Below are 22,491 nucleotides of genomic sequence, written 5' to 3'. Positions count from 1 at the left end.
CGATTCTATCGGCAGCTCAGGGCGGCATCGGCTTGGGCGCGGTGCCGATCCGCGCACCCACCTGGTACCAGTCCACCTTGCGGGTGGCGACCATGACCGCCGCCAGGACCACGAACAGCAGGCCCGCACCCAGCACCAGCGCGTTGTCCTCGGACATCAGCAAGCCGTAGAGCGCCGCGTACAGCAGGCCGAGCATCGCCGCGAACCCCAACCCGCGGACGCGGCTGCGCAGCACGTGGCCGACGTAGTACCCGATCAGGCCGAGGCAGGCCAGCGCCGCCGCCAGGTAGGCCAGGCCGAACGCGACGTGCTCGGACAGGCTCAGCAGCAGCAGGAAGAAGATCGCCAGCGCCAAGCCGACCAGCGCGTACTGGATCGGGTGGATCGGCAGCTGCTTGATCGTTTCGAACATGAAGAAGGCGACGAAGGTCAGCAGCACGAACAGCAGGCCGTACTTGCTGGCGCGATCGACCTTGGAATACAGGTTCACCGGCTCGACCAGCGACAGCCCGACCTGGTCGATGCCGGCCGGCGCCGCCACCGCCGCCACGATGCCGTCGCGCCCCGGCACGGGCCTGGGCTTGCCCATCGCCGCATCGCCGCCTTCGCGGTACTGCGCCTGTGCATTGCTGGCCAGCGACGATACGTCCCATTCGGCATGGAAGCCGGTGCCATCCACGCGATGCGTGCGCGGCAGGAAGTCGCCGTTGAATTGCGGGTGCGGCCAGGGCGAGTCGAGCACGATGCGGTTGGCGTCGGCCAGCGGCACGATCGCCAGCGCCTCGGTGCCGCGCAGGGCGAAGCCGAATTGCACGGGGAACGCGATGCGCCCGCCGGCGACCAGCGCCGCGGGCAGCGCCGCGTGCACGCCACCGCCGCCGCGGCCCTTCTGGCCCTGCAGGATCGGCGTGGCGATCCCGGCCACGCGCAGCGTCGGCGCGCCCACCAGCCCGCGCACGTCGGCGATGCCGATGTTCAACCACGGCGTCCCGAGCGTGCGCGGTCGCGCCGGATCGGCGTCCGGCAGGCGTACGTCGAAGCCGGCGTCGAGGCTGCCCTGCCATTCGTAGACCCGCACCTGGTGCAGCCCGCGCTTGCGGATCGAGGGCTGCACGCGTCCGTGCGCGCGCAGCGTCTTCGGGAAGAACAGCCATTCGCGATCGACCTCGCGCAGTTCCTTGCGCGGCACGCCGTTGGCATCGCGTTCCTCGACCTGCACCTGCTCGCGATACGGCACCACCAGCACCGGCCCGGCGATGCCCTGCCCACCGGCGTAACTGCGGGTGACCTCGTCCACCGCCTGCTGGCGGTATTGCGAGCGTTCGGCGATGGTGCCGCGGATCATCGCCAGCGGAATCAGGATCGCCAGCACCAGCACGATCACCATCGCGATCTTCAAGCCCAAGCGCATCACGCCTCTCCCGTCCCGTGGAGGGGGAATGCTGGCGCGGGCCCGTGAGCGGTCGCGGTGCTGGCGATGAAGCGTGTGTGAAGTCAGGCCTGCGGCAACGACAGGGTGGCGATCGCCCCTCGCGGCGGAAAGTTCGCGAGCGTCACGCTGCCACGATGCAGTTCCGCCACTTGCGAGACGAACGGCAGGCCCAGCCCGCTGCTGCGGCTGCCGCCTTGCGGGCGCGGCAGCGAATAGAACCGTTCGAACACGCGCGGCAGCGCATAGTCGGGAACCCCCGGACCGCTGTCGATCACGCGGACGACGCACATTCCCTGGTCGCGCGAGACATCCACCTCGACCTTGCCTCCGGCAGGCGAGAACGAAACCGCGTTCTCCACCAGGTTGGCGATGGCTTGTCGCAGGAGGAATGCATCGCCTTCCACCACGCTCGCGGATCCGTTGACGGTGATGCGGATATCGCCGGCATCGCATTGCGCCGCCACCTCCCCCGCCAGCGCATACAAGTCCACGCGTTCGCACGCCTCGATTGCTTGCCGATGCTCGACCGCGGCCAGCGCCAGCAGCTTGTCGACCATCTGCGCCATGCGCTCGCCCTGCGCGGCGATGCTGGCGACGAAGCGCGCGCGGTCGGCCTCCGGCAACGGCGCCTCCAGCAGTTCGGCGGCTCCGCGGATCGCGGCCAGCGGGCTCTTCAACTCGTGGGTCAGCGCATGCACGTACTGCTCGACGTACTGCTTGCCCTCCAGCCGCGTGCGCATCTCGTGCAGGGCGCGGCCCAGGTCGCCGAACTCACCGGCAGCGGCCGGCGGGGTCGCGCGTTCGCCCGCGGTCACCGCATCGGCATAGGCGCGCAATGCGCCGAGCTGGCGCGACAGCCACCACGCCGCCGCCAGCCCGACCAGCAACGCGCTGCCCATCAGCACCAACCCCCAGCGCATCACGATCTGCTGGCTGCGCGTGATGAACGGCGCCATCGCGCGGTTCGGCTTGGCCACCGTGAGCACGCCGGCGATGCGCCCGTCGGGTGCGTGGATCGGCGCGGCGACGTGCATCACCGTGCTCGCCTCGTCGGCGGGGTCGTCGCGGGTGGAGCGCGCCCCGTACTGGCCGCGCAGCGTGCGATAGACATCGTTCCAGCGCGCATTGTCGCGCCCCAGGTCGCGGCCTTCGGAATCGAACACCACGATCCCGCGCGCGTCGGTCACCGTCACCCGGAACCCGCTGCGGTCCTTGGCCAGGCCCCAGACCTCGGCACCGACGTGGCGCTGCTGCACCGCGCGCACCCGCCGCGCGAACGCGCCGTCGGCGATGCGCCCGGCCAGCAAATCGTCCGTGGCCAGTTCGGCCAGGGTGTTGGCGGTGTCGATCAGGGTGCCTTCCATCGCCTGCCGCACGCCCGGCTTCACCTGCTCCAGGAACACCCGCCCGACCAGCAGCGCGGCCAGCGCCACGATCAGGAAGTAGCCCAGCAGGACCCGCAGCCCGATCTTCACGCGCACTCAGCCATCGACGTGGATCGCGTAGCCGATCCCCCGCACCGTGCGGATCGGGTCCGCGGCCGGGGCGATCGCGCGCAGCTTGGCGCGGATGGTCTTCACGTGGGTATCGACGGTGCGCTCGCCGGATTCCAGCGCATCGGTCCACACCCGGTCCATCAGCCGGGCGCGCTCCAGCACCGCGCCGGGCCGCGCCAGCAGCGCTTCCAGCAGGCCGAATTCATAGCGGGTCAGTTCCAGCGCGACGCCGTCGAAGCGCACGCGGTGGCCGCCGGCATCCAGCTCGAAGCGGCCCAGCCGTCGCCAGCCGGCGTCGCCGGCCGCATGCCGGCGCAGGCGCGCGCGCACCCGCGCCACCAGCTCGCGCGGCGAGAACGGCTTGGCCATGTAGTCGTCGCCACCCAGCTCCAGGCCCAGCACGCGGTCGGCCTCGCCGTCGCGCGCGGTCAGGAACAGCACCGGCACCGCGCTCTCCGCGCGCAGCTCGCGGCAGACGTCGAAGCCGCTGCGGTCGGGCAGGCCGACGTCGAGCACCACCAGGTCGATGCCGCCGCGCCGCAGCCGCGGCAGCACCTCGCCGCCCAGCAGCACGTGCTCGGCGGCGAAACCGTCGGCGCGCAGCGCATACAGCACGGTCTCGGCGATCGCGTGCTCGTCTTCGGCGAGGAGGATGGTGCCGGGCATGCCCGCATGCTACCTGCCCGCGCCGCGGGGTTTGCGTGGCGGGCGTGAAGTCGGCCGCGGATGCCACAATCCGCGCATGAACTACCGCCACGCCTTCCATGCCGGCAACCATGCCGACGTGCTCAAGCACATCGTCCTGCTGGCGTTGTGCGATGCCCTCGTCGCCAAGCCCGGCGCCTGCTTCGCCCTGGACACCCACGCCGGGCGCGGCCTGTACCGGCTCGATGGCGAGGCCGCCGGCAAGACCGGCGAGGCGCTGGACGGGATCGCCCGGTTGCAGGCGGAAGCCCCGCACGAACCGCTGGTGCAGCGCTACCTCGCCGCGGTGCGCGCCTGCCGGCAGCGCCACGGCGCGCATGCCTACCCGGGCTCGCCCTGGCTGCTGGCCCATGCGCTGCGCGCGCAGGACCGGATCGCCGCCTGCGAGCTGCATCCCGAGGAAGCGCACGTGCTGCGCGAGCAGTTCGCCAGTGATCCCCGCGTCGCGGTGCACCAGCGCGACGGCTACGCCGCGCTGAAGGCGCTGCTGCCGCCTCGGCAGGGCGAGACCCGCTTCGGCCGCGGGCTGGTGCTGGTCGACCCGCCCTACGAGGCGCAACTGGACGAATTCGACATCGCCCTGGCCGCGCTGCGCGAGGCCCTGGCGCGCTGGCCGCAGGGCATGGTCGCGCTGTGGTACCCGATCAAGCAGCGCCGCGCGCTCGCCGCGATCCAGCGGCGCTTCGCCGCGCTGGAGGCGAAGTCCATCCTGCAGGCGGAACTGCTGGTGCGCCCGGACGACTCGCCGCTGCGCATGAACGGCAGCGGCATGCTGCTGCTCAACCCGCCGTGGCAGTTCGAGCGCACGCTGGCACCGGCGCTGGAGGCCATCCGCGCGGCGCTGGGCGAGGCCGGGGCGTCCACCCGGCTCGCGTGGCTGCGGACGCCCCCCTGAGGAAAAGCGGCCGTATGCGAAGATTCCCGGCCGCCGCCATCGCCTGATCGCCATGCCCTCCAGCTTCTTCGCCCTGTTCGACGACATCGCGACCCTGCTCGACGACGTCTCGGTGATGACCAAGGTCGCCACCAAGAAGACCGCCGGGGTGCTGGGCGACGACCTCGCGCTGAACGCGCAGCAGGTCAGCGGCATCAACGCCGACCGCGAACTGCCGGTGGTCTGGGCGGTGGCCAAGGGCTCGCTGGTCAACAAGGCCATCCTGGTCCCCGCGGCGCTGGCGATCGCCGCGCTCGAGGCCTGGCTGAAGGGGCGCGGCATCCACGTCCCGCTGATCACCCCGCTGCTGATGATCGGCGGTGCCTTCCTGTGCTTCGAGGGCGTGGAGAAACTGGTCCACAAGTTCCTGCACAAGGCCGAGGACCAGGCCCACCACGACGCCCTGGTGCATGCGGTGGCCGACGCGCAGGTCGACATGGTCGCGTTCGAGAAGGACAAGATCAAAGGCGCGGTGCGCACCGACTTCATCCTCTCCGCCGAGATCATCGTGATCTCGCTCGGCACGGTCGCCACCCAGCCGTTCACCAAGCAGCTGGCGGTGCTGGTGGCGATCGCCCTGATCATGACCGTGGGCGTGTACGGCCTGGTCGGCGCGATCGTGAAGCTGGACGACGTCGGCCTGCACCTGTCGCGCCGCGGCGGCGCGCGGGCCGCGCTGGGCCGGGGCATCCTCGCCTTCGCCCCGAAGCTGATGAAGTTCCTGTCGATCGCCGGCACCGCGGCCATGTTCCTGGTCGGCGGCGGCATCCTGGTCCACGGCATCCCGGTCCTTCACCACTGGGCCGAAGCCGCCAAGGCCCTGCCGCCGGGCTGGCTGTGGGAGAACCTGTTCAACGCCGGCGTGGGCATCGTCGCCGGCGGGCTGATCGTGGCCGCGCTTGGGCTGTTCAAGCGCCTGCGCGGGGGCGGCGGCCACTGAGTCCGATCATCCTGCATTCATTTTCTTAACCCCCCAGCGGCCATGATGCCGGGATGACAGCCCGCAACCGCCTGCCGCCCTGGCACGAGGAGATCCGCCTCCGCAACGGACGCGAGATCCTGGTCCGCCCGATCCGCCCGGAAGACGCCGGCCCGCTGCGCGCCAGCTTCCCGCTGCTGCAGCCGGACGAAGTTCGCCAGCGCTTCCTGCACCCGGTGAAGGAGCTCAGCGCGGACCTCGCCGAGCGCCTGACCCGGCCCAACCCGCGCCGCGAGTTCGCCCTGGTCGCCGCCGAACCGCTGCCGCCGGGCGAGGCCCTGGTCGGGGCGGTGGCCCGCCTGGCGGTGGACGACGACGGCGAGAACGCCGAATTCGCGATCCTGGTCAGCCATTACGTCGCCGGCATGGGCCTGGGCCGCCACCTGATGCGCCGCCTGGTGCGCTGGGCCAAGGGCCGCAAGCTGCGCCGGATCTACGGCGACGTGCTGGACAGCAACCTGCCGATGCAGGCGCTGGCGGCCTCGCTGGACTTCCGCCGCGAGCACGCCGACACCCCCGGCCTGGTGCGGATGGTGCTGGACCTGCCGCCGCCCAAGCCGCGCGCGCCGGCCCGGTTGCCGCTGGCCGCCGGGTAGAATCCACCCCCACTTCCACGACCCCGCACGCGCTGGCGCCCCGCGCCCGGCGCTGGTTGCCTGTTGATGCCGTCCCCCTCGCACCCGCTCGCCTTCCCCGTTCCCCTGCCGCGCAGCGGCCAGTCCCGCGCCTGGTGGCGCGCGCCGGCGTCGTCCACCGCGCTGGCGGTGGCGGTGCTCGCCGCCGCGCGCCAGCACACCGGCCCGGTGCTGCTGGTCGCCCGCGACAACCACGCCGCGCACCAGCTGGAATCCGACCTGCGGGTGCTCACCGGCGACGACCCCGCGCTGCCGGTGCTCGGCTTCCCCGACTGGGAAACCCTGCCCTACGACCGCTTCAGCCCGCATCCCGACATCACCAGCCAGCGCCTGGCCACCCTCGCCCGCCTGCCGTCGCTGGCCCGCGGGATCGTGGTGGTGCCCGCGGCCACCCTGATGCAGCGCTTGGCGCCGCCCGCGCACGTGCTCGGCAAACGCTTCGACCTCGCCGCCGGCCAGCGCCTCGACCTCGACGCCGAAAAGCGCCGGCTGGAAGCCGCCGGGTACCGCCACGTGCCGCAGGTGTTCGATCCCGGCGATTTCGCGGTGCGCGGCGGCCTGCTCGACGTCTACCCGATGGGCAGCGAGGCGCCCTACCGGATCGAGCTGCTCGACGACGACATCGAATCGATCCGCGTGTTCGACCCCGAGTCGCAGCGCTCGCTGGAGCGGATCGCGCGGATCGAGCTGCTGCCCGGCCGCGAAGTCCCGATGGACGACGCGCCGCTGCGTCGCGCCCTCGACGCGCTGCGCGAGCGCTTCGACATCGACACCCGGCGCAGCGCGCTGGTGCAGGACCTGAAGGCCGGGCTGGCGCCGGCCGGCATCGAGTACTACCTGCCGCTGTTCCACGCCGACACCGCGACCGTGTTCGACTACCTCCCCGCCGGCGTGCTGCCGGTGGTCGGCGACGGCGCATCCGAAGCGGCCGACCAGGCCTGGACGCAGATCGGCCAGCGCTACGAGCAATTGCGCCACGACCTCGAGCGCCCGCTGCTGCCGCCCGCCGAAGTCTGGCTGCCGCCGGACGCGCTGCGCGCGCTGCTCAACCACGGCGAACGCATCGACGTCTGCGGCCCGGCGCACCCGCGCCACGCCGAGGCGCATGCACTGCCCCTGCAGCCCGCGCCGACCCTGCCGCTGGCCGCCCGCGACCACGCCCCGGCGCAGGCCCTGCGCGATTTCCTCGCCGCCTATCCCGGCCGGGTGCTGGTCGCCGCCGACTCCCCCGGCCGCCGCGAAGCCCTGCTCGACGTGCTGCAGGCGGGCGGCCTGCAACCCGTCGTGGTGCAGGACTGGCAAGCGTTCGGCGCCCTTCCCCCTCTCCCGCTTGCGGGAGAGGGTCGGGGTGAGGGCCGCGCCGGGCACAACCCCTCATCCGGCCCTCCGGGCCACCTTCTCCCGCAAGCGGGAGAAGGGAAATTCTGCATCGCCGTCGCCGCCTTCGACGATGGCTTCGCCCTCGACGCACCGGCACTGGTGGTGCTCACCGAGCGCCAGCTGTTCCCCGAACGCGCCGCCCAGCCGCGCCGCCGCAAGCGTGCCGGGCGCGACCCCGACGCGATCATCCGCGACCTCGGCGAACTCTCGCTCGGCGCTCCGATCGTCCACGAGGACCACGGCGTCGGCCGCTACCGCGGCTTGGTCGCGATGGACATCGGCGGCATGCCCGGCGAGTTCCTCGACATCGAATACGCCAAGGGCGACCGCCTGTACGTGCCGGTCGCCCAGCTGGACCGTATCAGCCGCTATTCCGGCGCCAGCCCGGAGACCGCGCCGCTGCACAGCCTCGGCGGCGAGCAATGGGCGAAGGCGAAGAAGAAGGCCGCCGACAAGGTCCGCGACGTCGCCGCCGAACTGCTCGAGATCCAGGCCAGGCGCCACGCCCGCCAGGGCCTGGCGATCGACGTCGACCGCGCGATGTACGAGCCCTTCGCCGCCACCTTCCCGTTCGAGGAAACCCCCGACCAGCACGCCGCCATCGAAGCGGTGCTGCGCGACCTCGCCAGCAGCCAGCCGATGGACCGCGTGGTCTGCGGCGACGTCGGCTTCGGCAAGACCGAAGTCGCGGTGCGCGCCGCGTTCGCCGCCGCCAGCGCCGGCAAGCAGGTCGCGGTGCTGGTGCCGACCACCCTGCTCGCCGAGCAGCACTACCGCAATTTCCGCGACCGCTTCGCCGACTGGCCGCTCAAGGTCGAGGTGCTGTCGCGCTTCAAGTCGAAGAAGGAGATCGAGGCCGAGCTGCGGAAACTCGCCGAGGGCAAGCTCGACGTGATCGTCGGCACCCACCGCCTGCTGCAGCCGGACGTGGCGTTCGCCGACCTCGGCCTGGTGATCGTCGACGAGGAACAGCGCTTCGGCGTGCGCCAGAAGGAGGCGCTGAAGAAGCTGCGCGCCAACGTGCACCTGCTGACCCTGACCGCCACGCCGATCCCGCGCACCCTCAACATGGCGATGACCGGCCTGCGCGACCTCTCGATCATCGCCACCCCGCCGGCCAACCGCCTCGCCGTGCAGACCTTCGTCCACGCCTGGGACGACGCCCTCCTGCGCGAGGCCTTCCAGCGCGAGCTCAGCCGCGGCGGCCAGGTGTACTTCCTGCACAACGACGTCGAGAGCATCGGCCGCATGCACGACCAGTTGCAGGCGCTGGTGCCCGACGCGCGCATCGGCATCGCCCACGGGCAGATGCCGGAGCGCGAGCTGGAGCGGGTGATGCTCGACTTCCACAAGCAGCGCTTCAACGTGCTGCTGTCGACCACGATCATCGAATCCGGCATCGACATCCCCAACGCCAACACCATCATCATCCACCGCGCCGACAAGTTCGGCCTGGCCCAGCTGCACCAGCTGCGAGGCCGGGTCGGGCGCAGCCACCACCGCGCCTACGCCTACCTGCTGGTGCCCGATGCCCGCAGCATCACCGCCGACGCGCGCAAGCGGCTGGACGCGATCAGCGCGATGGACGAGCTCGGCGCCGGCTTCACCCTCGCCACCCACGACCTCGAGATCCGCGGCGCCGGCGAACTGCTGGGCGAGGACCAGAGCGGGCAGATGGCCGAAGTCGGCTTCAGCCTGTACACCGAGCTGCTGGAACGCGCGGTGCGCAGCATCAAGCAGGGCAAGCTGCCCGACATCGACGGCGATGACCGCCACGGCGCCGACGTCGACCTGCACGTGCCGGCGCTGATCCCCGACGACTACCTGCCCGATCCGCATGCGCGCCTGACCCTGTACAAGCGCATCAGCGCCGCCCGCGACGCCGATGCCCTGCGCGAGCTGCAGGTGGAGATGATCGACCGCTTCGGCCTGCTACCCGACGCCGCCAGGCACCTGTTCGCCACCGCCGAACTCAAGTTGCAGGCGACCGCGCTCGGCCTGCGCAAGCTCGACCTCGGCGCCGGCGGCGGCCGGCTGCAGTTCGTGGAGAAGCCCAACGTCGACCCGATGGCGGTGATCCGGCTGATCCAGGGCCAGCCGCAGCACTACCGGATGGACGGCCCCGACAAGCTGCGCATCACCCTCGACCTGGCGGACGCCGCCGCCCGCTTCCAGGCCGCGCGCGGGTTGCTCACCGCCCTGCAGCCGGGCTGAGCGCTATGCTGCGCCACATGCGCCTCGCCCTCCTGCTCGCCTGTTCCCTGCTCGCCGGGTGCGCCAGCACGCCCACACCGGACACGGCGGTGGCCAGCTTCGTGGTCGTCCGCCATGCCGAAAAGGTCGACGCCAGCCGCGATCCCGACCTCGCGCCCGCGGGCCACGCGCGCGCGGTCGCCCTCGCCGGGGTGTTCGCCGACCGCGCGCCCGACGCGATCTACACCACCGACTTCCGCCGCACCCGCCAGACCGTGCAGCCCACCGCCGCCGCGCACGGGCTGGCCCCGCGGGTCTACGACGCCAACCAGTCCGCCGAGGCCTTCGCCGCCGCGTTGAAGGCCGCCCACCCGCGCGGCCGCGTCCTCGTCGCCGGCCACAGCAACACCGTGCCCGGCATCGTCGCCGCGCTATGCGCCTGCGCGGTGCCGGCGATGGCCGACACCGAGTACGACCGCCTGAGCGTGGTCGAGGTGGACGCCGCCGGCCACGCCCGCCTGCGCAGCACGCGCTACGGCGCCGCCAGCCCGTGAGCGGGCGCTGGGACGGCGACACCGCGGCGCTGCGCGCGCAACAGAACGGCCTCGCCGGCGACGTCGTTCTGCGCGACGGCTTCCCGACCCCGCTGCGCACCATCGCCGGCTTCGACGTCGGCTTCGAGGACGATGGCGCCACCACCCGCGCCGCGGCGGTCCTGCTCGATGCCGACACCCTGGCGGTGATCGACCAGCAGGTCGCGCGCCGCCCCACCGCGATGCCCTACATCCCCGGCCTGCTCAGCTTCCGCGAGCTGCCCGCGCTGCTCGATGCGCTGGCACGGTTGCCACGCGCCCCCGACCTCACCTTCATCGACGGCCACGGCATCGCGCATCCGCGCCGGCTCGGCATCGCCGCGCATTTCGGCGTCGCCACCGGCCTGCCCGCCATCGGCGTCGCCAAGAAGATCCTGGTCGGCGCGCCGCGCATGGCCCTGCACGACATGCGCGGCGCCTTCACCCCGCTGCGCGACGGCGCCGCCCAGATCGGCTGGCTGCTGCGCAGCAAGCCCGGCTGCCTGCCGCTGGTGGTCTCGCCCGGGCACCGCGTCGCCATGGCCTCCGCACCGGAACTGGTGATGCGCTTCACCCGCGGCTACCGCCTCCCGGAGCCGACCCGACTCGCCGACCGCCTCGCCTCGCGCCGCGACCACGACGCGGCCTGAGCACGCCGCGTTCATCGCCGGGACCGTAGCCTGCATAACGCCCCGCCCGGAGGATGCCCATGCTGCGCACGCTCGCGACCCTCGCCCTCGCCGCCGGCCTCGCCGGATGCGCCACGCCCTACAACGTCGGCATCCCGGTCGCCGATGGCGGCACCGTGGCCCTGCTGCCCGGGGAATCGGCGTCGCTGCCGGATGGCCTGCTGCGCTACGTGCGCCTGGTCGGCGATTCGCGCTGCCCGCCCGACGTGCAGTGCGTCTGGGCCGGCGATGCCAGGATCGAACTGGAATGGCGGCCCGGCACCGGCGCCAGCCGGACGCTGACGCTGCACCTGAACCCCCAGGCCGGCCCCGACCGTGCCGCGCTCGACGGCCGCAGCGTCGCCTTCACCGCCCTCGCCCGCGACACCGCCCGCGCCAGCCTGCAGGTCACCCGCACGCCCTGAGCCTCAGAATCGATCCAGCGGGCTGGTCGCGCCGCGCGCGGCATCGCGCACATGGGTGTAGACCATCGTGGTGTCGAGGTGGCGATGCCCGAGGAGCTGCTGGATCGTGCGGATGTCGGTGCCCTGCGCGAGCAGGTGCGTCGCGAAGCTGTGGCGCAAGGTGTGCAGCGACGCATGGCGATGGATGCCGCAGGCCAGCAGCGCCGCCTTGAACGGTTCCTGGATGCTCGATGGCGACACATGCCAACGCCCGCGCCGGCCGCTGTCGGGGTCCACGCGCTCCACATGCGAGGCGAACAGGAACTGCCAGCCCGGCGCACGCGGCGCCGACGGGTACTTGCGCGCCAGCCGGTGCGGCATCGGCGCATGTCCGCCCCCTGCCAGCAGGTCGCGCCGATGCAGGGCGATGCGGCGCAACGCCAACCGCTGCAACGGCGACGACAGCCGCGCCGGCAATACCGTCATCCGGTCCTTCGCACCCTTGCCCGAGCGCACCACGATCGTGCCCGCACGGAAATCGAGGTCCTGCACGCGCAGCGCCACGCATTCGCCCACCCGCATCCCGCTGCCGTACAACAGCGCCGCCACCAGCCGCGGCATCCCGCGCATCGCGTTCAGTGCCGCACGCACCTCGTCAGGCGACAGCACCTCCGGCAACCGCTGCGGGCGACGCACCCCGCGCCGCCGCTCCAGCAGGCGCGTACCGGCCGCGCCGAGCACCTCCCGCTGCAGGAACAGCAGCGCATTGATCGCCTGCAGGTGCGAGCTGGTCGCCACCTCGCCCCGCTCCACCAGGTGATCGAGGAAGCGGCAGGCCGCGGCCTCGTCCCCCGCCGCGCTCCGCCGCAGCCCGAGGAAGCGCCGGTAGCGCGCCACCCAATGCACGTACGCCGCTTCGGTATTGCGGCTGAGCTGCCGCGCCCGGCATGCCCTGCGCACGCCCGCCACCGCATCCTCGCCATCAACGCCCGGTTCCAGACCCCCTCATCGCACCACCTCCATCGCGTTGGGAAAAACCCAAGCCTACCGCCCGCTAGCGATCCAGCGGACTGAGCACCGCGTGCGGCCCCCGGTTCAGGACATGCGTATAGATCTGCGTGGTCGCGACATCTTTGTGCCCCAGCAGCTCCTGGATCGTGCGAATGTCGTAGCCCGCCTCCAGCAGGTGCGTCGCGAAGGAATGCCGCAGCGTATGCGCGGTCACGTGCTTGGCGATCCCGGCCCGGTCGCGCGCCCGCTTCAGGCTGCGCGAGACGAACTCCGCGTCGACATGGTGCCGACGCTCGAGGTCGTCGCGCGGATCCATCGACCGGCGCAGCGCGGGGAACACGTACTGCCAGCCGAACTCGCGCGCCGCCGACCGGTACTTGCGCGCGAGCGCATGCGGCAACCACACCTCGCCGAACCCGGCCTGCACGTCCGAGGCGTGCAGCACCCGCGCACGCTCGACCTCGACCTGCAACGGCTCCACCAGGCTACGCGGCAACAACGTGCGCCGATCCTTGCCGCCCTTGCCATCGCGCACCACGATCTCGCAACGCTGGAAGTCGACGTCCTTCACCCGCAGCCGCAGGCACTCCATCAGGCGCAACCCCGTGCCATACAGCACCGAGGCCAGCAGCCACGCGCGTCCGTCCAACTGCGCCAGCAGCATCCGGACCTCCTCGCGCGACAGCACCACCGGCAACTTGCGCTGGGGCTTGGCCCGGACCACTTCCTCCATCCACGGCAACTGCACCCGCAACACGTCCCGGTACAGGAACAACAACGCGCACAGCGCCTGGTTCTGCGTCGCCGGCGCCACCCGCCCCTCGACCGCCAAGCGCGTCAGGAAGGCCTCGACCTCGCGATGCCCCAACTCCAGCGGATGCCGCAGCCGATTCGCCAAGATGAACCGCTTGATCCACCCGAGATACGCGCCCTCGGTCCGCACGCTGTAGTGCCGGGCCACCAACGCGCGGCGAACGTCGCCGACCAGCGCCGAAATGCGCGCCAACTGCGACTCCTCGCCCGACTCCGACCACTCCGCGATGGCACCCCCAAACTCCGCACTTTTGACGAGATAAAACATATGCACGCACATCCTCGGATTCCCGCACCGAGCATGGCGCCTTCCCACGACCCTCAACCCACGCAAACCACTGATATTTGGGTAGGATTTCCACTAACCAAACCCACTCATCCCGCAAGACGGGTGTCATATCCCGTCCTTTTATTTCCCAATAATTGTTAGACCGCCCCAAGATCATGGCGCTGTACGCACATAAAAAGCCCGGCATTCACCGGGCCCATTCCTTACCCGTTACAACAACTACCACATGGCGCTACAACACAATCCGCACACCACCAAGGACCATTACCACACTGTATGCAACAAACTCCTGGGGCACGCACTTGTTGACTTGGAAGTAGCTTTCCATTGCTATCCGTCGCGCAGTTCACGACAGGAACCTTAGCGAGGGCCAAACCAAATTCATTGGCGGCCTCGACAGTCAATTTCTTTTCTTCCTCAACTAAGTTGTTCAAATTTTCGCTATCTTCTACAGAAGCTGAGAACAACATTTTTTCGACTTTGAACCCATTCTTGCCAACAACAAGAGTACCAAGTCGAGAAAGACTTGAGTCGGGAATTTTCTCGCCACTTCGAGCAGCAACTAAGGCGCTTTCTGAGAGCTTCAGTATTTCTACCGAACGACCATCTTCTGACGCTCTTACAGCAAAACTCTTACCTTTCCCCATTGAAAAATAACCAATCCCACCCGGCTTCAAAGCCAAAACAAAAGGCTGAGCCGCATCATCCTGACTAATTTTCACTGCAATTAGAGGTTTTGCAGCAACCCCAAAGCTAACCACAAGCAGCAAGAAGAAAACAATCTTACGTAGCATGGCTCTACTCCCCCGGGTCGTGACTTGCAAAGCGCAAGCTACGCCTCAAAATTTTACCCGTCAAGTATTCCGCTGGGGTCACCTTCTTCGACCGCAGCGCCCCGTACACCAGCTACAAAGGCACAGCTACGCAGCGGTCTAACAATTCATTCAAGCCGACTCCGCTTCGTTCCGGTGACGGGCATGGCAATAAAAGCTTGCCATGCCTGTCACCTCCACTGCGCTACGCGGCTTAATTCAGGCGTTAGGTCGTTCACAGACACTCCAGCAGTTGACATTCACAGGAGCCGGCTGTTATCAGTTGTGAGCCTCAGGAAGAGGCGTCAAGGGGAGTTTGTTTTGAAAAACTTACTATTGATCGCTGCATACCTCATCTGCGGAACCGCAAGCCAAGCCGTACTTGCACAAGGCAAAAATGCGGCCAGTCCAACTGCCATCTGTACTACTTGCGACTTCGACGAGTCGGGTGGAAACGGCGGAGAAATTCGAGCCACCGAAACCTTCTCTCCAACTACGGGTATCTACGAAGCTGATTTGGTAGATGGAATTGCTGTAGCGATCGACAGACAAACAGGTCGCTTATACGTTCAGAACGTGCAAGGCATTCAGGACATCGCAATTACCGATCAGGCACTCGCAGACGCAGGAATCACCCGGCAACAATTCGATGAAATGCTCTCAGCGTATGCACCGGCATACCAGTCGGCATACGACTTGAATGGTGATGGGTTACGGAACGATGGAGCCAACCTGAACACGTGCGCTGGTGCGAGCTGCTCTCCCTGGACACCCGTCTCATATAACAGCAGCGAATCCCTGACTTTTGACCGAGTTCAGTTGCTGTCACAAGGCTCAGCCGCATACAAGAATTCCGCGCAAGGAATGACCTTGGCTGCGAGTACGGCTTGTCGCGACCTACGTGACTATTCCTATATGGGATTGAAGGCCGCCGTGGTTGTTGGCGTCGCATGTGCCGTCACAGTTGGACTGGGGTGCGCTTCTGCTGTTGCCGGTCTTGCTTATTACACATATAGGCGACAACAAGCTTTCGCGCAGTGCAGGTAGAAACAACTATGGATAAATTTCTGTCCACAAATTCTGGGTATACGATCGCAGTAATAATTGCCATAGTAGCGGGCGCACTCATCGGCGCAATTTGGGCTAAGAATCGCGGCGCCGCCGATAAGAAACGCCTCTCTGTGGGAGTTGCAATCTTCGTAGCCGCCTCATTTGCAGCGGATGCTATCTACTTCATGATTAGAAGCTAGCTGAAAATTCAGAGCCGATCAGTTAGCCCCCGTCACAGGGGGCTATTTTCTCAGGAACGACCTAACAATTCGTTCAAGCCGAACCCGCTTCGTAGCGTCGCCTGCGTGCCTGCGCTACGCTTGCACGCATTCGCCGCCACTGCGCGTGTCGGCTTAACTCAGGCGTTAGGCGGCTCATGAAGAAGATCGGCAGGCGACGATTCATGGAAGCCACTCTGCTCGGTGCTGCTGTGCTTGCTCTTCCCGCATGCGCTACACAAATTGGATCAACATCCATGTACGGACTGATCGGCAAAATGAAAGCCATCTCGGGGCACCGTGACGCGCTTGCCTCGATCCTCCTCGAAGGCGTTTCTGAAATGCCCGGGTGCCTCAGCTATGTCGTTGCCCACGACCCAAGTGATCCAGATGCAATCTGGGTTACAGAGGTCTGGGACAGCCAGGAAAGTCACAAATCGTCGTTGTCGCTTCCATCTGTCAGGGACGCTATTACGCGCGGGAAACCGCTGATTGCATCGTTTGACCAGTTCATCGAGACCACGCCGATTGGCGGTCACGGTCTTAGAGCCGCCGCCTAACAATTCGTTCAAGCCGAGTCCGCTTCGCGGCCTCGGCGCTGGCGCTAAGATTGTCCCAACGCCGCGGCCGCTCATCGGCCCGGCTTAACTCAGGTGTTAGCCCTGCAGAGCCACAACATCGGCAAAGAGCCCAGCAAGAGCTTCCCTGGCCCACTCTTGCCCAGGCTCCGGCCATAACTCGGGGGTTATGGCCTGCACCTGGTGAGAGTTGTTGAGTGTGGAAGTTCCACACGGGCACCAGAGGTTCTGGCAAGCATCTTTGGCTCAGTCCACAAAAGCAGATCTGCGGGCTAACAATTCGTTCAAGCCGAGTCCGCTTCGCGGCCTCGGCGCTGGCGCTATGATCGTCCCATCGCCGCGGCCGCTACGCTGCCCGGCTTAACTCAGGTGTTAGGCAGCGAGCAGAGAATTTCGCACATGAAAGATTGGTTTCTCGCTGTACTCGCAATTTTCGGCGCGTTTTTCATCGCCGGATTGGCGGGCTCTTTCATTACGGATTATTTCGGCCTTTGGCATCTCCCAGGTGCAGGTTTCGCTGCTGCGCTTGCAGTTGTCGTGACCGCCTACGTGGCCTCACCAAGCCACAAGCTCAGATCCTCATTCGTAGCATTGCTCGTTGGCGCCTTCGTTGCCTGGGTTTTTATCGAGCCGTACTGGTACCCAGAGACCGCGAACTACGGTGACCTCGCTTATCAGCCAACTCATCTTCCGTTCGTAGCAACACTAGCCGGTGGAGTTCTTGGGCTGTTGAGTGCATTCCTGCTCAGGTCAAGAGCCGCTGCCTAACAATTCGTTCAAGCCGAGCCCGCTTCGCGGGCTCGGCGCTGGCGCTATGATTGAACCATCGCCGCGCCCGCTCAGCGGGCCGGCTTAACTCAGGCGTTAGCTTGTAAATACGGGCATCCAGAGTCTGGTCGATTTCCTCTCAAGTGCTTTCCTGCCCCACGCCACGGGTATGCGTACTCCCCATCTTTTGCAATCTTGTTCGGCGCGTCCTGTGCTGCACAATAGAGGTAATGGACATCGTGGACTCCAAGATGCTTGCACTGAACCGACCCGTATCCGCACAGCATTGTTTCATCGTCCAAGTCTCCGCCGCAGTTGGTTCTCACGGGGCCGTCAACCAACTGCAAGCTAACGACTCGTTCAAGCGGATGCCGCATCGTAGTTTCTCCAAAGGTGTGAGTGCCTAGCTGCGGCACCGCTTAACTCAGGTGTTAGCGCCTTACCTGCCCAAAGCAACGCGCAGGCTCATGTGCTTTTCCAGCGGATCGCCCTGATCGCATACCTTGATTGCCTCGGCTTCGATCCGTTGCAGGCGCGTGATTTCCTCTGCGGCCGCCTCCATCTCCTTGCAAAGCCATTCCGGGAATTGCGTTCGCATTTGCGCGGTGTCCAGCAGTCGTTGAACTAGTGCCATCTCTGCGCCCTCCACGGCGCTAACAATTCGGTGCAGGCGAGGCCGGTTCATTGCCTCGCCTAGTTGTGGGTTCACGCCGGCCCGCCTGACCTCAGGCGTTAGCTTGTAAATACGGGCATCCAGAGTCTGGTCGATTTCCTCTCAAGTGCTTTCCTGCCCCACGCCACGGGTATGCGTACTCCCCATCTTTTGCAATCTTGTTCGGCGCGTCCTGTGCTGCACAATAGAGGTAATGGACATCGTGGACTCCAAGATGCTTGCACTGAACCGACCCGTATCCGCACAGCATTGTTTCATCGTCCAAGTCTCCGCCGCAGTTGGTTCTCACGGGGCCGTCAACCAACTGCAAGCTAACGACTCGTTCAAGCGGATGCCGCATCGTAGTTTCTCCAAAGGTGTGAGTGCCTAGCTGCGGCACCGCTTAACTCAGGTGTTATGCCGCACGGGTCGCGGCGATCAGGAAATCCCATGCGTGCTTCGGGTTCCCGGTTTCTGCAACTCCGGCAATTGCTGCCCGTCCCAGTACGTCATGCGGTAATTCAGCCGGGACAACCGCAAAGCCCGCACGGGTCAAGGCCGCAATCAGCCTCATCGGCCAGTCCTCAAGCGGCACGTCTTGGTTGTCCATCGCGCAGGCCGCTTCGTAGAGCGCTTCGCGCGGGGTTGCAAACACGCTGTAGTAGCCTTGTTCCATGTCGTTCTCCGGTAGTTCGGCATAACAATTCAATCAACCGGAAGCCGCTTCGCGGCTCCGGTTATTTCAGGCGTTAGCGCCGTTCATCGCGGCACCGTTTACAGAAACGTCGCCCACGTAGCATCTCAGTGAGAACTGATTGCCACGCAAGATCGAAAGCGCCAGCCGCAGCCGGTCGGGCCAGTAGCGGATGCGCGTCGTGACCGTGATGCTTGCCGGTTCGGGTGTCGCGGTGTGGTCTGTCATTTCATTGGTCATGCCCACGGCACCCATCCTTCGCCTTCGCACTCGGGGCATAGCAAAACGTAGTCGTTTCCGGGATCGCAGCCGTCGCCATTGCAAAGCTGGCATGGCTGGCGGTCGGTGTCGTCGTAATCCGGAAGTTCGTCGTCTTCCATCGCTTCGCCTCCTACGGCGCTAACAGGTCGGTCCAGCCGACGCCGGTTCGTGTTTCGATCAACCGTCTGCCTTGGCGGCGCGGCTGACCTCTGCGTTAGCGCTCAGAAGAAGTGATCGGGGTGAGGAGCGTGATTCGTCGGGCAAGCCCATCCGCGTCTCGCGCTTTCAGGAAGAGCAGTTGGGGTTCTCGGCCCGCGCTCCGGCATATTTCGGACCTAATACGCCTCCGCGCGGCGACGCTTTCTTTGTCCTGCCGCCATCTGCTAGCACATGGGCTCCGCAGCATCAGAGCCAGCTTCATCGCGCTAACAATTCGCTCAACCCGACGCCGCTTCGGGTTGTCTCGCATGTGAAGCGCCAAGACGGCGGCGCGGGTTAGCTCAACCGTTAGCTGGGACCAGAGTCGGGTTCAGCACTTTGAGTTCAATGACAAAGCCCAGGATCAAGGGCATTTCCTACGCTGTGCATTTTTGCCAAGAGCAGTTGCCCTCCTCTCTCGCTAAAGCGGCTTGCCGGCCCGGACCGAGCGCTACCAGAATTGGCTCTGGTTGCAACCGGACAAAGAGCGATCAACGGCTGGTCTCCCAGCTAACAATTCGTTCAAGCCGACGCCGCTTCGCGGCGTCGTGGTAGCTTTCCCGCATTCGCTGTTGTCCGCTTCGGCTACACCACGTTGCGGCGCGGCTTAACTCAGGTGTTAGCTGGCGTGTGCACTGGCCGCTTCATCCCACGCCCAATGGGTTTCGTCGACGAGCCATTCTTGCGGAAATTTAAGCGCGGCATTCGCAGCTTCGGCGAGCTCGGTTGCCGTTTCGTGGTCGCCAGCATTCAAGCGCATCCATCTCCGCACCTCTCGACGTGTCGGCGCGGGATCGATGGCGATGACTGGTTTGCGGTGCGCGTGATGGCGGCCCAGCACTTCGCGTTGGCGGCGAATGTCTTCGTCAGCCTGCGCTTCGGCGATCAAGCGGCGTTTCCAACGGTTTTCCATTGCGACTGACATTTATTACTCCGGCGCCAGCTAACAATTCATTCAAGCCGACTGCGCTTCGTGGCTTGATCGGGGTTTGTGTTCTGCCGCAGCGCAGCGGCTTAATTCAATCGTTAGCTGGGACCAGAGTCGGGTTCAGCACTTTGAGTTCAATGACAAAGCCCAGGATCAAGGGCATTTCCTACGCTGTGCATTTTTGCCAAGAGCAGTTGCCCTCCTCTCTCGCTAAAGCGGCTTGCCGGCCCGGACCGAGCGCTACCAGAATTGGCTCTGGTTGCAACCGGACAAAGAGCGATCAACGGCTGGTCTCCCAGCTAACAATTCGTTCAAGCCGACGCCGCTTCGCGGCGTCGTGGTAGCTTTCCCGCATTCGCTGTTGTCCGCTTCGGCTACACCACGTTGCGGCGCGGCTTAACTCAGGTGTTAGGTTGCTCATGGATTTGGATCAAGTGAAATCCAGCCAAGACCGCGACACCGTGAGCAAGATCTACTCCTGGTCGGTGGCGCAATCCTCTGCCGAAGGAATTGAGCAAATTGCCAACTGGGACCAGCACTCTCCTTGGCATAACTCGCTATTCGTTCACCACAGAACCGGGAAGCGGTGGATTATTTATCTGCCAGACCAAGCGTGGGCAGGTGAAGTCAGGGTGATGCCCTAGCCATGAGCAACCTAACAATTCGTTCAAGCCGAGTCCGCTTCGCGGCCTCGGCGCTGGCGCTATGATCGTCCCATCGCCGCGGCCGCTACGCTGCCCGGCTTAACTCAGGTGTTAGGCGCAATGAAGAATTTCGCTGGTGGTTTTCTTCTTGGTGCACTCTTGGTCTCTGCAATTGCATGGTTCTTTGTGATCCCACAGACAAGAGCCAGCTACAAGGCCGTCGGATACAACGACGGACAAATTTATGCACGCTGGAAAATTGCGGATCAAGTCTCCAACCTACTTGGAGACGACTTGCTGACGTCCGAATCTAAAGACCTCCTATTCAACGTCAAATCACGCTCAGTAGTCATCGTTGAACGGAATGGCGTAAAAACGCTACGGACGATCAAGTAGAGTTTGCGCCTAACAATTCGTTCAAGCCGAGTCCGCTTCGCGGCCTCGGCGCTGGCGCAAAGATTGTCCCAACGCCGCGGCCGCTCATCGGCCCGGCTTAACTCAGGTGTTAGCTGGGACCAGAGTTGGGTTCAGCACTTTGAGTTCAGTGACAAAGCCCAGGATCAAGGGCATTTCCTGCGTTGTGCATTTTTGCCAAGAGCAGACGCCCTCTTATCTCGCTAGAGCGGCTTGCCGGTCCGGACCAAGCGCCACCAGAATTGGCTCTAGTTGCAACCGGGCAAAGAGCGATCAACGGCTGGTCTCCCAGCTAACAATTCGTTCAAGCCGACGCCGCTTCGCGGCGTCGTGGTAGCTTTCCCGCATTCGCTGCTATTCGCTTCGGCTACTCCACGTTGCGGCGCGGCTTAACTCAGGTGTTAGCTGGGGCCAGAGTTGGGTTCAGCACTTTGAGTTCAGTGACAAAGCCGAAGATCAAGGGCATTTCCTGCGTTGTGCATTCTTGCCAAGGGCAGTCGCCCTCTTCTCTCGCTAAAGCGGCTTGCCGGCCCGGACCAAGCGCCAACAGAATTGGCTCTGGTTGCAACCGGGCAAAGAGCGATCAACGGCTGGTCTCCCAGCTAACAATTCGTTCAAGCCGAGCCCGCTTCGCGGTCTCGGCGCTGGCGCTAAGATTGTCCCAACGCCGCGCCCGCTCAGCGTGCCGGCTTAACTCAGGTGTTAGCACTCATGAAAAGATTCTTCGCGATCGCCGGGCTTTCAATCGCTTCCGTTCTGGTGATCGCGAACGCGGACCAAGGAAAAGATTACAAGTGGTCTTTGTCTCGTAGCTTGCAGATGGATCTGGACAGGAACGGGCAAACAGACTCTGCGCAACTACGCATTGGACCTGACCAAGTAGGCCTGCTAATCAAGCTCAACAAAAAACCGCTCCCCGTCATCGAGATTCCTATTGACGGATCGAAACAGTTTGGGATCTGCCCTGGTTCCAGGCCCGAGATCAGTGTAGTGCCGCAATCAGAAGCGCCACTCAACGCTTTAGGTGAGACCCCCGAGGGCTACAAAACATGTCCGACCTGCGTCGAGATCGTCATAGACGGCGGTGAGTGTGACTCACTTCAGTTCTACTGGAACTCCGTGACTAAAAAAGTGGCGTGGTGGCGGGCCTGAGTGCTAACAATTCGTTCAAGCCGAGTCCGCTTCGCGGCCTCGGCGCCCGTTGCTACGATTGAACCATCGCCGCGGCCGCTGCGCTGCCCGGCTTAACTCAGGTGTTAGACCTCATGTGGAAGTACGTCGCGCTAGCGGGGGCCTTCCTGCTGTTTGGTTGCTCTACCACCAACTGGCAGCGAGCTGCACAAGCGATGCATCAGCAACAAGGCATTCTGTACTGCTGGTCGAAATCCGAGACCTACAGCATGACCCAGTGTGACGGGCACGAAGAAGCCTCGGGTCAAGAGAGCCTGTGTGTTTCCGAGCTAGCGGCTGGCCAATCGTTCCCTGGAACTCTTGACGCTCAACGTCAGACCGAAAGTTGCATGAGAACTGCGGGCTGGAGACTCGTTCCATTCCCCTATGCTGTTGACATTATTGAGTCCAAACGCACCTCGAACTGCTCCACTGACATGGGTGTGGAGCGCTGCAAGTATGAGGACAAATGAGGGGTGAATTAACACTCCAAGTGCAACACCCCTGAGAGTTGTTGCATGCGCTGGATCGGCGTCTGGAAGCCATAGCGTTTTCTCGGTCGTGAGTTGAGTTTAGCGGCCACTTGGTCGCAA

23 protein-coding genes and 1 pseudogene are annotated in these 22,491 nt (G+C 65.6%); 13 read left to right on the top strand and 11 right to left on the bottom strand.

The window, feature by feature from the left end:
- Positions 1-16: 16 nt before the first annotated feature.
- The 3 genes from creD to creB form a co-directional block, all read right to left on the bottom strand.
- Positions 17-1,411 carry a cell envelope integrity protein CreD gene (gene creD / locus ON759_RS00115; protein WP_271678336.1) on the bottom strand — a complete coding sequence of 465 codons (1,395 nt, stop codon included), beginning with the start codon at positions 1,409-1,411 and terminating at the stop codon, positions 17-19.
- An 83-nt stretch (positions 1,412-1,494) separates the two neighbouring features.
- A complete protein-coding gene (creC, locus tag ON759_RS00110; protein ID WP_271678335.1) occupies positions 1,495-2,907 on the bottom strand; it encodes a two-component system sensor histidine kinase CreC in 1,413 nt (470 codons plus the stop codon).
- Between the two features lie 6 nt (positions 2,908-2,913).
- The gene (gene creB, locus ON759_RS00105) at positions 2,914-3,594 is read right to left on the bottom strand and encodes a two-component system response regulator CreB (protein WP_271678334.1); all 681 of its coding nucleotides are present in this window, start codon (positions 3,592-3,594) and stop codon (positions 2,914-2,916) included.
- Between the two features lie 76 nt (positions 3,595-3,670).
- Between creB and ON759_RS00100 the strand changes: the two genes are divergently transcribed.
- From ON759_RS00100 to ON759_RS00070, 7 genes are all read left to right on the top strand, one after another.
- Positions 3,671-4,528 carry a 23S rRNA (adenine(2030)-N(6))-methyltransferase RlmJ gene (locus tag ON759_RS00100; RefSeq protein ID WP_271678333.1) on the top strand — a complete coding sequence of 286 codons (858 nt, stop codon included), beginning with the start codon at positions 3,671-3,673 and terminating at the stop codon, positions 4,526-4,528.
- Between the two features lie 52 nt (positions 4,529-4,580).
- Positions 4,581-5,507 (top strand): DUF808 domain-containing protein, encoded by a 927-nt coding sequence (locus ON759_RS00095; protein WP_271678332.1) that lies wholly within the window; start codon positions 4,581-4,583, stop codon positions 5,505-5,507.
- A gap of 53 nt (positions 5,508-5,560) precedes the next feature.
- Entirely contained in the window at positions 5,561-6,142 is a 582-nt protein-coding gene (locus ON759_RS00090) for a GNAT family N-acetyltransferase (RefSeq protein WP_271678331.1), read from the top strand.
- 66 nt (positions 6,143-6,208) lie between these two features.
- Positions 6,209-9,775, top strand: coding sequence for a transcription-repair coupling factor (mfd, locus tag ON759_RS00085; RefSeq protein WP_271678330.1), 3,567 nt, complete (start codon positions 6,209-6,211; stop codon positions 9,773-9,775).
- A 17-nt stretch (positions 9,776-9,792) separates the two neighbouring features.
- The gene (locus ON759_RS00080; protein WP_271678329.1) at positions 9,793-10,308 is read left to right on the top strand and encodes a SixA phosphatase family protein; all 516 of its coding nucleotides are present in this window, start codon (positions 9,793-9,795) and stop codon (positions 10,306-10,308) included.
- A complete protein-coding gene (nfi, locus tag ON759_RS00075; RefSeq protein ID WP_271678328.1) occupies positions 10,305-10,976 on the top strand; it encodes a deoxyribonuclease V in 672 nt (223 codons plus the stop codon). Before ON759_RS00080 ends, nfi begins: the two co-directional genes overlap by 4 nt.
- 59 nt (positions 10,977-11,035) lie before the next feature.
- Positions 11,036-11,419, top strand: coding sequence for a hypothetical protein (locus tag ON759_RS00070; protein ID WP_271678327.1), 384 nt, complete (start codon positions 11,036-11,038; stop codon positions 11,417-11,419).
- 3 nt (positions 11,420-11,422) lie between these two features.
- Here the strand turns inward: ON759_RS00070 and ON759_RS00065 are convergent, their stop codons facing one another.
- From ON759_RS00065 to ON759_RS00055, 3 genes are all read right to left on the bottom strand, one after another.
- Positions 11,423-12,358 (bottom strand): integron integrase, encoded by a 936-nt coding sequence (locus ON759_RS00065; protein WP_271678326.1) that lies wholly within the window; start codon positions 12,356-12,358, stop codon positions 11,423-11,425.
- 94 nt (positions 12,359-12,452) lie between these two features.
- On the bottom strand, positions 12,453-13,415 hold the full coding sequence (locus tag ON759_RS00060) for an integron integrase (protein WP_271678325.1): 963 nt from the start codon (positions 13,413-13,415) through the stop codon (positions 12,453-12,455).
- A 299-nt stretch (positions 13,416-13,714) separates the two neighbouring features.
- Positions 13,715-14,305 (bottom strand): hypothetical protein, encoded by a 591-nt coding sequence (locus ON759_RS00055; protein ID WP_271678324.1) that lies wholly within the window; start codon positions 14,303-14,305, stop codon positions 13,715-13,717.
- Between the two features lie 303 nt (positions 14,306-14,608).
- Between ON759_RS00055 and ON759_RS00050 the strand changes: the two genes are divergently transcribed.
- The 3 genes from ON759_RS00050 to ON759_RS00040 all read left to right on the top strand — a co-directional run bounded on the left by ON759_RS00050 (position 14,609) and on the right by ON759_RS00040 (position 16,937).
- The gene (locus ON759_RS00050) at positions 14,609-15,370 is read left to right on the top strand and encodes a hypothetical protein (RefSeq protein ID WP_271678323.1); all 762 of its coding nucleotides are present in this window, start codon (positions 14,609-14,611) and stop codon (positions 15,368-15,370) included.
- A gap of 379 nt (positions 15,371-15,749) precedes the next feature.
- The gene (locus ON759_RS00045; RefSeq protein ID WP_271678322.1) at positions 15,750-16,151 is read left to right on the top strand and encodes a putative quinol monooxygenase; all 402 of its coding nucleotides are present in this window, start codon (positions 15,750-15,752) and stop codon (positions 16,149-16,151) included.
- Between the two features lie 417 nt (positions 16,152-16,568).
- A complete protein-coding gene (locus ON759_RS00040) occupies positions 16,569-16,937 on the top strand; it encodes a hypothetical protein (protein WP_271678321.1) in 369 nt (122 codons plus the stop codon).
- Positions 16,938-17,376: 439 nt separating this feature from the next.
- Here the strand turns inward: ON759_RS00040 and ON759_RS00035 are convergent, their stop codons facing one another.
- From ON759_RS00035 to ON759_RS00020, 4 genes are all read right to left on the bottom strand, one after another.
- A complete protein-coding gene (locus tag ON759_RS00035) occupies positions 17,377-17,646 on the bottom strand; it encodes a hypothetical protein (RefSeq protein ID WP_271678320.1) in 270 nt (89 codons plus the stop codon).
- A gap of 358 nt (positions 17,647-18,004) precedes the next feature.
- The gene (locus ON759_RS00030) at positions 18,005-18,265 is read right to left on the bottom strand and encodes a hypothetical protein (RefSeq protein ID WP_271678319.1); all 261 of its coding nucleotides are present in this window, start codon (positions 18,263-18,265) and stop codon (positions 18,005-18,007) included.
- Positions 18,266-18,331: 66 nt separating this feature from the next.
- Complete coding sequence (locus ON759_RS00025; RefSeq protein WP_271678318.1) at positions 18,332-18,529, bottom strand: hypothetical protein; 198 nt, start codon at positions 18,527-18,529, stop codon at positions 18,332-18,334.
- The gene (locus ON759_RS00020; protein WP_271678317.1) at positions 18,520-18,663 is read right to left on the bottom strand and encodes a hypothetical protein; all 144 of its coding nucleotides are present in this window, start codon (positions 18,661-18,663) and stop codon (positions 18,520-18,522) included. The genes ON759_RS00025 and ON759_RS00020 overlap by 10 nt, the downstream gene beginning before the upstream one ends.
- A 737-nt stretch (positions 18,664-19,400) precedes the next feature.
- Here ON759_RS00020 and ON759_RS00015 point away from each other — a divergent pair.
- The 3 genes from ON759_RS00015 to ON759_RS00005 all read left to right on the top strand — a co-directional run bounded on the left by ON759_RS00015 (position 19,401) and on the right by ON759_RS00005 (position 21,880).
- Complete coding sequence (locus ON759_RS00015; RefSeq protein ID WP_271678316.1) at positions 19,401-19,664, top strand: hypothetical protein; 264 nt, start codon at positions 19,401-19,403, stop codon at positions 19,662-19,664.
- Positions 19,665-20,434: 770 nt separating this feature from the next.
- Positions 20,435-20,710, top strand: a complete 276-nt coding sequence (locus ON759_RS00010; protein WP_271678315.1) for a hypothetical protein — start codon at positions 20,435-20,437, stop codon at positions 20,708-20,710.
- 729 nt (positions 20,711-21,439) lie between these two features.
- Positions 21,440-21,880, top strand: coding sequence for a hypothetical protein (locus tag ON759_RS00005; RefSeq protein ID WP_271678314.1), 441 nt, complete (start codon positions 21,440-21,442; stop codon positions 21,878-21,880).
- 499 nt (positions 21,881-22,379) lie between these two features.
- On the opposite strand, the pseudogene ON759_RS13965 reads toward ON759_RS00005, so the two are convergent.
- Positions 22,380-22,491 (bottom strand): annotated as a pseudogene (locus ON759_RS13965) (IS30 family transposase); the annotation flags it as partial.

The organism is Thermomonas mangrovi (genome assembly GCF_028201335.1).
GTDB classification, from domain to species: Bacteria; Pseudomonadota; Gammaproteobacteria; order Xanthomonadales; family Xanthomonadaceae; genus Thermomonas; species Thermomonas mangrovi.
This window is presented reverse-complemented; position numbering and strand designations above follow the sequence as displayed.

Coding starts and splice junctions, on each gene's coding strand:
- creD (WP_271678336.1), bottom strand. CDS start 1,411: ATGCGCTTGGGCTTGAAGATCGCGATGGTGATCGTGCTGGTGCTGGCG.
- creB (WP_271678334.1), bottom strand. CDS start 3,594: ATGCCCGGCACCATCCTCCTCGCCGAAGACGAGCACGCGATCGCCGAG.
- ON759_RS00100 (WP_271678333.1), top strand. CDS start 3,671: ATGAACTACCGCCACGCCTTCCATGCCGGCAACCATGCCGACGTGCTC.
- ON759_RS00095 (WP_271678332.1), top strand. CDS start 4,581: ATGCCCTCCAGCTTCTTCGCCCTGTTCGACGACATCGCGACCCTGCTC.
- ON759_RS00090 (WP_271678331.1), top strand. CDS start 5,561: ATGACAGCCCGCAACCGCCTGCCGCCCTGGCACGAGGAGATCCGCCTC.
- mfd (WP_271678330.1), top strand. CDS start 6,209: ATGCCGTCCCCCTCGCACCCGCTCGCCTTCCCCGTTCCCCTGCCGCGC.
- ON759_RS00080 (WP_271678329.1), top strand. CDS start 9,793: ATGCGCCTCGCCCTCCTGCTCGCCTGTTCCCTGCTCGCCGGGTGCGCC.
- ON759_RS00070 (WP_271678327.1), top strand. CDS start 11,036: ATGCTGCGCACGCTCGCGACCCTCGCCCTCGCCGCCGGCCTCGCCGGA.
- ON759_RS00055 (WP_271678324.1), bottom strand. CDS start 14,305: ATGCTACGTAAGATTGTTTTCTTCTTGCTGCTTGTGGTTAGCTTTGGG.
- ON759_RS00045 (WP_271678322.1), top strand. CDS start 15,750: ATGAAGAAGATCGGCAGGCGACGATTCATGGAAGCCACTCTGCTCGGT.
- ON759_RS00040 (WP_271678321.1), top strand. CDS start 16,569: ATGAAAGATTGGTTTCTCGCTGTACTCGCAATTTTCGGCGCGTTTTTC.
- ON759_RS00030 (WP_271678319.1), bottom strand. CDS start 18,265: ATGGAACAAGGCTACTACAGCGTGTTTGCAACCCCGCGCGAAGCGCTC.
- ON759_RS00020 (WP_271678317.1), bottom strand. CDS start 18,663: ATGGAAGACGACGAACTTCCGGATTACGACGACACCGACCGCCAGCCA.
- ON759_RS00015 (WP_271678316.1), top strand. CDS start 19,401: ATGGGTTTCGTCGACGAGCCATTCTTGCGGAAATTTAAGCGCGGCATT.
- ON759_RS00010 (WP_271678315.1), top strand. CDS start 20,435: ATGAAGAATTTCGCTGGTGGTTTTCTTCTTGGTGCACTCTTGGTCTCT.
- ON759_RS00005 (WP_271678314.1), top strand. CDS start 21,440: ATGAAAAGATTCTTCGCGATCGCCGGGCTTTCAATCGCTTCCGTTCTG.